Here is a 12,893-nt window from a genome sequence, read left to right as displayed (position 1 = left end):
AATGTTAAGTGAATGTAAATAGTGCAACGGTTCACACTGTTGGTGCAACGAGATTTAGATTTTTATATTGATAATCGACTAGATAAATATTCTGAATCAATATCACAATGATGAAATATTAAACTTAAGAAATGTTGAAATTTGGTCAATAAATATTTTTATTACACTTCGATAGTTATGAATATGCTCCAAATTTGGTAGCATGGCTGAATAGTTATTGAAGTCGTCTCAAGGAAGAACATGCGTTATTTCCCAATGTTTTTGGATGTAGAAAATAAGCCAATCTTAGTGGTTGGTGGGGGTGAGGTTGCTTGCCGTAAAGTCGATAGCTTACTACGAGCTGGGGCGGATGTGACGTTGGTGTCTCCCAAGGTAGCGCCTTACTTAAAGCAGCTTGTCGACGAGAACAAACTTCACTGGGTTCAAAACTTTTATTCGTCACAGATCATATCGAAAAATTACTTGCAGGTTTGGGCCACAACAGACAACCCGAGTTTGAATCACCAAGTGTATAATGATGCGAAAAAACTGGGTATTTTAGTCAATGTGGTTGACGATCTTCCTTACTGCGATTTCATCACACCTTCGATGATAAATCGCGGCAGAATCCAAATTGCCATCTCTAGTGGCGGTGCATCACCTGTTTTAGTAAGAAATATCAGAGAAAAACTCGAAACCGTATTACCACAAAACATAGGTTTGATAGCAGACTTCGGTGCATCAAAACGCAATTCAATCAAAGAGTCATTCCCAACCGTCGACGAGCGTCGTAAGTTTTGGGAGCGATTCTTGTCATCCAGCTTTATTGAGCAGGTGACTGACAGAGAGCAGTTAGAGTCTTACTACCAGCAAGCGTTAACCGAAGGCATTGATAGCGAAGGGCAGGTCACTTGGATTGAATTTGAGCAAGACGTCGAGTTGTTGTCTATGAAGGCTTTACGTTTGATGCAAGAGGCTGAACTCGTACTTTCACCGAGCGATTGTCCATTTGAATTTATAGACCTGTGCCGCCGAGATGCAGAAAGAGAGAGCTACGCCAACAGTGGAGAGCTATCAACCAAGCTTGAGCAAGCAAGAGCAGAGAAATTACGAGTGTGTGTGTTTATTCCACCAGCAAGCGTAGAATTTAACCTGTTGGTCGGCAAAGATCTAAAATTGTCAGCAGCCCAAGTACTCAGTTAAGGTAGTTGCTTCTAGTTGAAATGAGAGCTTTCTGGTTGTTTGAAATCGGCTAGAGGCTCGGAATAAAACTAAAGCTGGACCAGATAATTAAAAAGCCACTTCAAAAAGTGGCTTTTTGCTATTTCAAACACGACATCGTGCTGATGAGTGAGCTACCCAAATAGGCGGTCGCTCAAACTCAATAATTAGTCGCGGAAGTTGTCAAACTGGAAAGGTTGACCAAGTTCACCGCTGCGAACTAGAGCCATAACAGCTTGTAGGTCATCACGCTTCTTACCAGTAACACGAACTTTGTCGCCTTGGATAGAAGCTTGAACTTTAACTTTGTTGTCTTTGATTAGCTTAACGATCTTCTTAGCGACATCAGTTTCAATGCCTTGCTTAAAGATAACCGTTTGGTGCCAAGTGCGACCTGTTTGGTCTGCGGCTTTCGCTTCCATCGCGTTAGGATCAACATTACGCTTCGTTAGGTTGCTGCGAAGGATATCGCGCATTTGCTTCAGTTGAAAATCGTCTTGAGCAGTCAATTTTACTGATTCATCTTTGTAATCAAAGCTTGCTTCAACGCCGCGGAAATCGAAACGAGTCGATAGCTCACGGTTTGCGTTGTCTACTGCGTTACGCAGTTCTACTGCTTCTACTTCAGAGATAATGTCAAATGATGGCATTGTGTTGTTTCCTTAAGCTAAGTTTCTATCTTTAATTGCTGTTGCAAGCATGTCTAGCATTGTTGCAGTATCTTCCCAGCTTAGGCATGGGTCAGTAATCGACTTGCCATATTCTAGGTTGTTGATATCTGTCATTGGCTGGTTGCCTTCAATAATGAAGCTCTCTGCCATAATGCCTGCAATTTGGTTCTTGTTAGATTTAATTTGCTCACAAATGTCTTGTGCAACTTCCAACTGCTTACGGTGCTGTTTCTGACAGTTAGCGTGGCTAAAGTCTACAACCAAACGTTGAGGTAGGTCGAATTCAGCCAGTTGCTTACATGCAGTATCTACAGATTCAGTGTCGAAGTTAGGGCCTTTATCACCACCACGTAGAATAACGTGACCGTATGGGTTGCCAGAAGTACGGTAAACCGTCATGCGGCCGTTCTTATCTGGAGAGTAGAAGTAGTGTGAAGCATGTGCTGCACGAATTGCATCGATAGCAATCTTGATGTTGCCGTTGGTCGCGTTCTTGAAGCCAACTGGGCAAGACAGTGCAGAAGCCATTTCACGGTGAATCTGAGATTCAGTCGTACGAGCGCCAATCGCGCCCCAAGTGATAAGGTCCGCAATGTACTGACCTGTGATCATATCAAGGAATTCAGTCGCGGTAGCTAGGCCAAGCTTGTTGATATCGAGCAGAAGCTTACGAGCTTTGTTCAAGCCTGTTTCAAGTGCGTAAGAACCATCAAGGTTAGGATCGGTAATCAAACCCTTCCAACCTACAACAGTACGAGGTTTCTCGAAGTAGGTTCTCATTACAACGAACAGTTCATCTTTGTACTGGTCTTGAATTTTGCTTAGGCGCTCAGCGTAATCAAGTGCCGCATCTGTATCGTGAACAGAGCAAGGGCCTACGATAACCAATAGGCGGTTATCACGACCAGTTAGGATATCTTCGATTTGGCGGCGAGAATTTTTAATGCGCTCAGCAACGTCGTCAGTAATAGGGTGTGCATTGCCTAGCTCGGCAGGAGTTGGCATAGGACCCAGAGCTTGGGTTCTCAACTCATCAGTTTTTAATGGCATGTGATGGCTTTTTTATTCTATTGCGAAGTGGTTAAGATAACGGAATTGAACAGAGGAATAAACTCTATTGAGTCAAAGTTATCTCAGTTATTGCTAATATTCTTATTTTTATCAGCAGGCCAGCGTCAAATAAGGGATTTTCACTTGTATTAACAGGCAGCTATCGGTATTTTCGTTTGAACACAACATAAAAATGCTGGAGCAGCAATGACTCAAGAAAATCAAAGCACTTTGCACCCAGAACTTGTCTTAGGTGATGTGCTGCCTTCTTATAACGATAATAATAATTCCAACCACTTATACGTTTCATTATCAGAATTAGTGATGGATCGTGTCTTCTACCACCCAAGTATCGAAAGTCACTTAGATACACTGACTGATATTGAAAAAACGTCTTTAGATGCGATCCTTGGCGATAAAACAGTCGATGAGCATTTTGTTTCGACCTTAGTGATTGCCATCCAAGCTGCCGTTCAACCAAATCACACTTCTGTTCGTATCGCATTAAGTAGTGCAGACAGCTATGGCTTCCGTTCGCTACTTGGCGGGAACTGTGAAGCTGAAGAGATTAACCCAGCACTAGGCGTTCGTGGCGTTGCTCGCTATGCAACACCAGAATACAGCAAGGCTTTCGCTTTAGAGTGTCAGGTCATTAAAACATTGCGTGAGCAGGGTATTAACGTTGAAGTGGTTGTGCCTTATGTACGAGCATTAAGCGATGCCGCTAAGATTATTGATTTGCTAGCCGAGCAAGGGCTACCACGTGGCCTTAATGGTTTGAAAGTACTGTTCTCGTGCGATGTGCCGTCTGCAGTGCTACTGAGCGAACGTTTACTGCATTACTTCGATGGTGTTGTTGTGAATGTAGATAGTTTAGCGTCTTTCACTTTAGGCGTAGATAAGCACAATGAAGCTCAGCAACACGCTTTTGATCCACAAAACGAAGCGGTTATTACCTTGTTGGATATGATTGTTAAAGCAACCCTGAACGCGAAGAAGCCAGTGTTGCTAGTAACTCAGGGCTTAGTGGATTACCCGCGTCTACAAGGTTACATAGCTGATCTTGAAGGCGTAGAAACGGTCGTGACTGCATAAATCGGTTTGTTGTCTTAATAAATCAACTGGCTGTATCCGTTTATTTGAAGCGCTAAAGCTTTGAGAATGAAAGAGATATCATTATGCGATGATATCTCTTTTTTGTAACATTTTTTTGACATCTCTATCGCTAATCGATTAACTGGTCTGATGACTGATTTGACTAGGTAATTCGAATGTTGACCCCTCTACAAAAAGCAAATTTCTACTTGAGCATGTTTGGTTTTTTCAAAGTGCCTCTGATTTGGTTATGCAGACCAAAATTGCTCGCACTGGACAACCAACATGTTGAGGTCAAAATCCCTCTTAAAAGGCGAACGAAGAACCACCTTAATAGTATGTACTTTGGCGTTTTGGCTGTCGGTGCGGATGTGGCGGGTGGCTTTCTTGCGATGAGCAAATCTCAGCAGCAAGGTGAAAAGATTTCGCTGGCATTTAAAGAGGTGACGGGCAACTTCTTAAAGCGTCCAGAAGGCGATGTACACTTCACTTGTAATGATGGTGAGTTGATCAACACTATGCTAGAAGAAACTATGTCTACTGGGGAGCGTGTAAACCAACCTGTAACCATTATCGCGACTTGCCCATCTTTGCATGGCGACGAGCCAATGGCCGAGTTCACGCTAACGCTTTCGATTAAGAAAGTCCCGTCTAAGAAATAGCTTGGAAGTAGATGGAAGCTTGAATAAGTGAATAAGTGAATAAGTGGAAGAGCGGTATGTGAATTGATTATCCACATACCGTGCCGCAAACCGTAGAAAAGTTAAGATTCTTGAGTGATTTGCTCGATGTCGACGATCTTTGAACGGTTCATTACGATTTTCCAACGGTAATAGGTCGGTTCGTTATCGTGATTGTTCTCTTTAATGATCAGGTTGAGCAAGTGGCGCTTTTCTACCGATTCACGGCTAACTTGCCCTTCATTCAAGCGATACACCTTATTTGACCCCTTATCCATCAATCGTGTCAGCGCTCTTAGGCTGATGGATAACGTTTCACGAGTCTCTTCATAACCACTCATGAACGTCGATGTCGACATCTCAGTGTGCGAACGATAGTGCAGGATCTGCTCTTCACGTTGAACGACACGCTTCTTACGAATTGATTGAATACGATCTGCTAACTTAGAGAAATTCGCATAGTCCAGCCACTCAAGCTTGTGACCGACAGATTTATTAGTCGTCGGGTCGAAGTAACGACGCTTCCATTTCGGTTTGCCTTTACGCAGCCAGCGCCAAAGGATGTCTCTCAAATCATCTTTGAAGATTTCGCGTAATGCATAGATGAATGACATCGCCACGATGAAGGAAGCGGTAATCTCACCAAGAAAGTCACGAGCCAAGATCACAGTAGTAGTCACGACAACCATCACCAAACCGGTCGCAATGCCTTTCACGGCACGCTTAACGTTCTTACCCATGGAGGTGGTCTTCTCCTTGAGTACGATAGGGTGTTCAATCAAACGTCTCAGCAGTCGCATCTTGTTACTCAGGCGGGTGACGTCTTCACGTACCTTAGCTGAGTTGTAACGGTTGAGCTTGCGGTGAGCGGTTTCTTTATCACAAAGCGTTAAGAGTCGTTCTTTGATGGTGGAGTACTCGCTGCCACGTGGCATGTGTGAAACCAGCGATAAGAACTTTTGCTCTGTGTACCATGAAAGATAGTTATCAATGTTTGCGTAGTAGCGCTTAAGGTTCTCTTCATAAGGAATACTACGACGAAGCTTCTTGAGGATATCTAAAGCCAGTTCAATAACTTCATCTACTTCATCAGCCGTTACGTCGTCACTATCATTCTTATTCAGGCTACTTACTGCTTTATCTAACGCGATAACATATTGGTAGGCGAACAAACTCAAACTGACACGATACTGCGTAATCGACAATCGTCCACGCTTAGCTAAGCGACTGTGTACCAAAGGTAAAAGTGTCTTGTCACTGTAGTAGGCACGTTTTTGAGTGATTGAGCTGTAGAAAAAGGCACTTTCAGAAAGCACTTCAGGAGTCAGTCCAAGTTCACCGGGAATGAATAGATAAACGTCCATGTCGAGCTTTTTTGTCTTAGCCATGGCATGGTTAATTTTAAGTGTTATCGCATCTTGTTTATCAACGGTGATCAACGATGTCTCCTAGAATGTAAAAATATGAATGAAACTAGCGAAAGCATATCAGAGATCACGTATAATCTCCGCCAAATTTAAAGTAGAGACAATCTTGATGATTAATATTGGTCAAATAAACAACTTAGAAGTAGTAAAACAAGCAGACTTCGGTGTATTCCTTGACGCTAGCGACTATGGAACCGTGTTGCTGCCGAAACGATTTACTCCTGAAGGTGTTGAAATTGGTCAAAAGCTAGATGTTTTCTTATACATTGATTCTGACAACCAGATCGCTGCAACCTCTGAAAAACCGATCGCTCAAGTAGGCCAGTTTGGTTTGATGACGGTTGAAGGTGTTAACAGCACTGGTGCATTCATGAGCTGGGGCGTGAAAGGCAAAGACCTTCTTGTTCCTTTCAGCGAGCAGCGTGGCCGTTTAAACGAAGGCCAGTCAATCTTAGTATATGTGTATATCGATAAAGCATCGAGCCGTATCGTTGGTACAACGAAGTTCAACAAATGGTTAGACAACACGCCTGCGACTTATAAGCAAAATGAGCAAGTTGATCTCATTATCGCTGAGCGCAGCCAATTGGGTTACAAAGCGATCGTGAACGGTGAACACTGGGGTATGATTTTCCCATCTGACATCATCGGTAAGCTGTTCATTGGTAAAACACTAAAAGGCTACATTAAAAACGTTCGTGAAGAAGACGGTAAGATTGATTTGTCTCTTCAGAAAGTTGGTGTCGCTAAGATGGATGACCTAAGCACTAAGGTTCTTGATCTGCTTGAGAAGAAAGGCGGTTACTTGCCTTTGAATGATAAGTCTTCTCCTGAAGTTATTTTCTCTGCATTCAGAACCAGCAAAGGTACGTTCAAGAAGACAATTGGTGGTCTGTACAAATCTGGCAAGATCACTATCGACAAAGAAGGTATCAGCTTAGTTAAATAAGCGATCCTCTCGGTCAAAAAAAAGCCCAAACCTTCCTGTTTGGGCTTAGGGGAAAGGGCTCCGAAGAGCCTACGCTAATCGTTTTAATCTTTTGACTATTAGATTGAAGTCTAGTTTAGATTCCCTAAAGTGCGATTTTTCTTTTTGGAAATAGTGACTTGAATTGATATTTATGTAATTAGTTGTTGATTTACAAGCGCTCGCACACTGAGTTACATGGCCGATAGAATAGAAAAAGCCCAAACAATTAACGTTGTTTGGGCTTTTTGTTTATCTAGCTGTATACAGGGAGAAAGCTTTAGAATAGGTTCTTATCGCGCACTAACTCGCGTGGTAAACCGTTCTTCACTCGGTTGCCAACCCACTTACCAAGGCCGATGATTGCACCGTTGTACTTCACTAGTACTTCACCTTTGCCAGACAAGCCTTCAGGGCGAACATCGCGTCCCATGAACCATTCACGAGCATCTTCAATGCTTAGCTCGACAACATTAGCTTCATTACCTGTTGCGAGCGTTGTCGCCACTTGGTGCTGCCAGCGGTAACCTTTTTTATGGGTTTCGGCGATCTTGATTCCCATGCGAGAGAAACGGAATTCACCAATCATAGGTTCTAGCGCTTCTGGGAATAGCCAGACATCTTTGTCACGAATCCAAACCTGAGTATCGCTTGGCAATTCGATATCGAGAGTATCCATTAATTGTTCAGCAACTTCTTGCTGAGATTTCTTTGAGGCTTTTTCAAATGGGAATTTACCCATACGCTTTTTAACTTCTGGTGGAGTCACAGATGCTAGCTTGCGAATACGAGCAACGAAGAAGCCTTCAGAGTCATAAACTTGAGGGAAGATGTGTAGAAAGCCTTCTTCTGTCGTGGTTGCTTTTGCGTTGTCGAATAGTGATTCCAGAGATTCGAATTCAACCGCATCACCAAAGGTTTCTTTTAAGTGATGGCACACTTGTTGGTTCTCTTCAGTGCTAAGCGTACACGTTGAGTAAACCAAAACACCATTAGGTTTAAGAGCATGGAATGCACTTTCAATCAGATCTTTTTGCGTATCGGCAATGTCGACCACAGATTGATACGTCCAGTTCTTCATCGCATCAGCGTCTTTGCGAATGGTACCTTCGCCAGAGCAGGGCGCGTCTAGCAACACTGCATCAAACTGTTCTGGTAACCAACCACCGAAAACTCGACCGTCAAAGTTACTTAGAGCGGCATTACGAACACCACAACGTTCGATGTTAGCGTGTAGGACTTTCACACGGCTTGCAGCGTACTCATTGGCAACCAATACACCGCGATTATTCATTAGTGCAGCGATTTGCGTTGTTTTAGAGCCGGGTGCAGCCGCAGTGTCTAACACCGCTTGGTAATCAGCTTCACCTTGGAAAAGTGCCGAGGGTGGCATCATCGAGCTGGCTTCTTGGATGTAGAAAAGACCAGACATGTGTTCTGCCGTATTACCTAGTGGCGCTTCACTTTCATCAGCTGTAATCCAAAAGCCCGTTCCACACCAAGGTACAGGTTCCAGTTCCCAGCCTTTCTCTTTTGCTCGTACTAGGAAGTCTTCAACACTGATTTTCAATGTGTTGACTCGAATACTTTTACGAAGTGGTTTTTGGCATGACGCAACAAAAGAAGCCATATCTAGATGACTAGGCATGATTGCTTCGATGTGCGTTAGGAATTCTTCAGGAATATATACGTTAGCGTGCAAAAGAGTATCTCGATTTATTGCATTAATGCGGGGAGTTTAAAGCAAAATGAGGCCGCCCTAAACCATATTTATAGCAAACAACAAAAATGCAGCCGAATGGCTGCATTTTGATGAAGAATTAATCTTCCGGAAACGTCAGGGGGTTCACTCTATGGGCGAGGAATTGCGGTTCTCCATGATTTCCACTCATCTTCGGCTTTAGGATAGAGATAGAAAGACTGATCTTCGTTTGCCACTGGCTGAAGTTCATTAGTCGGCGGTGTTGAGAATGTAATTCCGCCTCTTAACAAGCTGTCTACCGTACCGGCTTTGATGTTTGCGCCAGACAGGCCGATAGAGACATCGACGCCCGACACGTTCCAGAACACGGTGTTTGCGCGGATTAGATACGCGTAATCAGGTTCTATTTGAATCGTAGAGATGATGCGGTCAGCAAACTCGCCCAGCTGAACATCGATAACACTGCCGATTTCTAGCTCACGGAATAGGATAGGCGTGCCTTCAGATACCGAGCCTCGCGTTTCGCTTTGCAGTTGGAATATCTTGCCTTCAGGCTGCACGGGTCCTTTGCTAAGCTCAAATTTCGTGTTTCTTTCACCTTTCCCCGGATCTACGTTGATGTGCTTAGAGAGCAGCGCAGAGACGTTTTTGATGCCGTTAAGGCCAATCTCAGGTTCTGCCAACCAGAAGTGGCTGTTTGCCACGGCAATCTTGTCGACGTATTCAGGTAAAATTCGCGCAGTAATTTCAATACCGCCCTTGTTGAAGTTCGGAATCACCAAAGTAACCTCACCAACAGTGACACCTTGATATTTGATCGCCATGCCTTTGCTGACTTCTTGATCGCCAGAAGAGGTGATGGTAATCGCGCGGCCAAATTTTCGAGCGGATTTCGAATCTTTATATAGCTTCCACACATCGCCGAGTTTGTTGTCGATTCCCGGCAGAGAGTCAAAAGCAATACCGCCTTGGATAAGGGTTTTAACTGGTGCCGCTTTAATGCTGATACCCGATAGCGATGCATCAACCTCAACGCCTGAACGGTTCCAGAAAACAGTGTGCTTGTTGAGTAAGTGCGTGTAACGATTTTCGATTGTGACTTTGATTCTTACGCCACCGTCGGCAAGCTGAAAATCAGAAATACTACCCACTTGTAGGTTACGGTAGAGGAGTGGGCTGCCTTTAGAAATTGAAGGTAACTCACTCGCAAACAAAGAAAGTGTCTTTGAACCCGACTGATTAAACTTAGCAATTTCTGCTAACGACTTACTTTGGAAAAGTTGATAGTCCGTTCGAGCTTCAGATTTACCTACACTTACAAAGCTAATCGAGCCAGTAAGAAGCTGTTTTGCTGGTGGGACCGTAACACTCAAGCCTGATTCGGTTAGCTCTGCGGTCGCACTGCCTGTCACGAAGAAACGGTTGTGACTTTTGATAAGATGCGCGTACTCGTTGTCGATAAGCGCATCCATGAAGACTTCGTGTTTCTCAGAGCCCGTACCAACACCATCAACTAATCCCACATGGATGATAGAACCAACGGCAATGCCTTTGTAGAGAAGTTGTGTACCGACATCTAAACCGAACGAATTGTTTGACGTTAAGCGAATCGCAACGGATTTCTCTTGTTGCTGACTGAATTCATTTTTGCGGATCGCAGTAAATCGACGTGCTTTTTCACCTTCGCCCGGTACCAAGGTTAAAAAGTTACCTGTCACTAAATTGGCAATGTTTTTCATGCCAGTAAGCGACAGTTCAGCCTCTTCTAAAACGAATTTACTCCCACTATTTAAAAAGTCACTGAATGCCGGTTGAATAGCAGCAGATGCGACGACGTTTTCACGCCCTTCACTTAGCGATAAATCAGTGATTTGACCGATTTCGATGCCGCGATACATGATCGGAGCACCCGTTGCACTGATCTTGTTGTCATCTGGTACGGCGATCTTGATAGAGATACCTCGACCCGCTGTTTTCAGATCTGGGTAGAGTTTGAACTTAGTATTCATCTCAACCGGTTGGCCTTCTCCCGGAGAGTCAACCGCAATTGAACCGCCAAGTAATGCACTTAGGCTCTCTAGGCGAACATCAACACCAGAAAAACCAATACTGGCACCTAAACCACTGACATTCCAAAAACGGCTTTGGTCGGTGATTATATGGCTGTACTCATCTTTAATTGACGCTTGAATCGTAACGGATTTAGCGTTGTCGTTTAACTGGTAGTTGTAAACCTCACCAATTGGGATTTTACGGTAAACGATTTGAGAACCAACAGACACACCGCCCAGATCTTTGGTCGTCAGTGAAATATTCAAACCTTCAGAAGCCAGTAAGTCAGAAGGGGATGATTCTAAGGCTTGGAAAACGGTTTCTGGGTCTTGTTTGGTTTCGCTCGGGTGGATAGCAATATAGTTACCTGAAACAAGTGCGTCTAATCCTGAGATACCCGACAAACTTGCTGTCGGTTTTACAAGCCAGAAACGAGTGCCTTTTGAGAGTAGCTTCTTCGCTTCTGGGTAGATGTCAGCATCGACATAGATACTCGATAGATCTTTGGATAAAGTGATGTCGCGCACCATACCCACCTCTAAGCCTTGGTAACGAATCGTTGTTCGACCTGCGACTAAACCTGCGGCATCTGAGAAGTATATTTGCACACGTTGCCCAGCATCGTGTATCGATTTCATGACCAACCAACCGGCTAAGGCGACGGTTAATATCGGCAGAATCCACAAAGGTGAGATGCCTTTGTTTTTCCTTACTTCTGGTGAATATGACGTTTGTGATTGGTTATCGTTGTTCATTCACTGACTCATCTTTAGAGGTGTAGTTATCCCAAATTAGCCTAGGATCTAAGCTTTCCGCTGCTAGCATCGTGAGAACAACTACGACGCCAAAAGCGACTGCACCATAACCTGGTGTAAAGTTTAAAATTTGTCCACGGTCGACCAAGGTCATCATGATCGAAATAACGAACAGATCCATTACCGACCATTTCCCCACCCATTTTACGATGAAATAGATGGTCATACGTTGCCTGTGGTAAACGGCACGCTTCATCTTGATACAGATTAAGATGTACGCGAGGCCCAGTATTTTCGCGACTGGCACGACGATACTGGCAATGAAAATGATCGCAGCGATGCCATACATATCGCTATTAATCAGCGAAGCGACACCGGAAATAATGGTGTCTTCTAGCCTTTGACCGTTGGTAATAAGAATAGAAATAGGAATGACATTGGCTGGCACGATAGCCACGGATGCGGCAAATAGCAGAGCCCAAGTCTTCTGTATAGAGTAGGGCTTGCGGTGATATAAGTCATGGTGACAACGCACACAAGTATGACCGTCAGGCTGAGATAGGTGACAGTTTTGACAGTGTACGTTCTTAGTTTCAGCAAAAGAGTATTCAGATTCTTTTGCCCAAGCTTCCCAGTAGCGACGCACACTGATACGGCTTACCAGTAATACGCTGAAAAGCTGCAGAAGAATCAGGCCAATCAAACCAGGGCCGACGAAAATGTCTGAATAATCTTGCAGTTTAAAACACGAGACCGCCAAACTTACCAGAAACACATCCAACATCATCCAATGTTTGAGAGTCTGAATAATGGCTAATGAATAACGAAAGGGTGTGAAGATCTTAAAACGCAGTGAAGCATGAGTGATGAGTACCGAGGTACAGACCAGCAACGGAGCGATCGAACTGCAGAACAGGATCAGCAAACCAAGTAGAGGAAAGCCTTCGCCCATTAAGGTAAAAACACCCGATGGTAACGTCGCGGGTATCATGACGCCAATCAGGCGAATACTGATGAATTCAAAAAAGTGAGATGGAATAAACAGCAATAAGCAGGTAATTGCAATTGCTAGGTTTCCAGAGAGGCTAGGGGTACCGCCTCTATAAAGCTGAGTTCCGCATCTTGGGCAGTAAGCGGATTTCCCTAAAGGGATGTCCATTTTATCTACGGGAAGTTCGCAGCCCTGGCAAAGACGCACTGAGCTGCTGTCGCATTGGTGTTTTGTTGATAAAGGGTTGGTTACGGATGGGGAGGTCACGCGACCTCCCAAATTGAAACGTAAGTTAGGTGAGCA

Annotated in this window: 10 protein-coding genes; 4 read left to right on the top strand and 6 right to left on the bottom strand. The window is 44.1% G+C overall.

The genetic code is table 11. The features are described 5' to 3' along the window. Nucleotides 1-240 precede the first annotated feature (240 nt). Nucleotides 241-1,182, top strand: a complete 942-nt coding sequence (locus tag HRQ85_RS10650; RefSeq protein ID WP_048610906.1) for a precorrin-2 dehydrogenase/sirohydrochlorin ferrochelatase family protein — start codon at nucleotides 241-243, stop codon at nucleotides 1,180-1,182. A 185-nt stretch (nucleotides 1,183-1,367) separates the two neighbouring features. Here the strand turns inward: HRQ85_RS10650 and HRQ85_RS10645 are convergent, their stop codons facing one another. Both HRQ85_RS10645 and HRQ85_RS10640 read right to left on the bottom strand, forming a co-directional pair. Next, nucleotides 1,368-1,850, bottom strand: a complete 483-nt coding sequence (locus HRQ85_RS10645) for a YajQ family cyclic di-GMP-binding protein (RefSeq protein ID WP_004733632.1) — start codon at nucleotides 1,848-1,850, stop codon at nucleotides 1,368-1,370. A gap of 12 nt (nucleotides 1,851-1,862) precedes the next feature. Then, a complete protein-coding gene (locus HRQ85_RS10640) occupies nucleotides 1,863-2,921 on the bottom strand; it encodes a 3-deoxy-7-phosphoheptulonate synthase (RefSeq protein ID WP_172379575.1) in 1,059 nt (352 codons plus the stop codon). Nucleotides 2,922-3,128: 207 nt separating this feature from the next. Between HRQ85_RS10640 and HRQ85_RS10635 the strand changes: the two genes are divergently transcribed. Continuing rightward, complete coding sequence (locus HRQ85_RS10635; protein WP_048612141.1) at nucleotides 3,129-4,016, top strand: putative PEP-binding protein; 888 nt, start codon at nucleotides 3,129-3,131, stop codon at nucleotides 4,014-4,016. Between the two features lie 176 nt (nucleotides 4,017-4,192). Then, nucleotides 4,193-4,678 carry a PaaI family thioesterase gene (locus HRQ85_RS10630; RefSeq protein WP_172379574.1) on the top strand — a complete coding sequence of 162 codons (486 nt, stop codon included), beginning with the start codon at nucleotides 4,193-4,195 and terminating at the stop codon, nucleotides 4,676-4,678. A gap of 101 nt (nucleotides 4,679-4,779) precedes the next feature. Here HRQ85_RS10630 and HRQ85_RS10625 read toward each other — a convergent pair whose 3' ends face one another. Further along, the gene (locus HRQ85_RS10625; protein ID WP_172379573.1) at nucleotides 4,780-6,135 is read right to left on the bottom strand and encodes a hypothetical protein; all 1,356 of its coding nucleotides are present in this window, start codon (nucleotides 6,133-6,135) and stop codon (nucleotides 4,780-4,782) included. Between the two features lie 28 nt (nucleotides 6,136-6,163). Here HRQ85_RS10625 and HRQ85_RS10620 point away from each other — a divergent pair, with 28 nt between their 5' ends. Beyond that, nucleotides 6,164-7,072, top strand: a complete 909-nt coding sequence (locus HRQ85_RS10620; protein ID WP_172379572.1) for a CvfB family protein — start codon at nucleotides 6,164-6,166, stop codon at nucleotides 7,070-7,072. A 298-nt stretch (nucleotides 7,073-7,370) separates the two neighbouring features. On the opposite strand, the gene rsmF is transcribed toward HRQ85_RS10620, so the two are convergent. The 3 genes from rsmF to HRQ85_RS10605 form a co-directional block, all read right to left on the bottom strand. Next, nucleotides 7,371-8,792, bottom strand: a complete 1,422-nt coding sequence (gene rsmF / locus HRQ85_RS10615) for a 16S rRNA (cytosine(1407)-C(5))-methyltransferase RsmF (RefSeq protein ID WP_172379571.1) — start codon at nucleotides 8,790-8,792, stop codon at nucleotides 7,371-7,373. A gap of 149 nt (nucleotides 8,793-8,941) precedes the next feature. Continuing rightward, nucleotides 8,942-11,599, bottom strand: a complete 2,658-nt coding sequence (locus HRQ85_RS10610) for an MlaD family protein (protein WP_172379570.1) — start codon at nucleotides 11,597-11,599, stop codon at nucleotides 8,942-8,944. Next, on the bottom strand, nucleotides 11,586-12,869 hold the full coding sequence (locus tag HRQ85_RS10605; protein WP_172379569.1) for a paraquat-inducible protein A: 1,284 nt from the start codon (nucleotides 12,867-12,869) through the stop codon (nucleotides 11,586-11,588). The genes HRQ85_RS10610 and HRQ85_RS10605 overlap by 14 nt, the downstream gene beginning before the upstream one ends. Between the last annotated feature and the right edge of the window lie 24 nt (nucleotides 12,870-12,893).

The organism is Vibrio sp. Vb339 (assembly GCF_902751245.1).
Lineage (GTDB): Bacteria > Pseudomonadota > Gammaproteobacteria > Enterobacterales > Vibrionaceae > Vibrio > Vibrio coralliirubri.
This window is presented reverse-complemented; position numbering and strand designations above follow the sequence as displayed.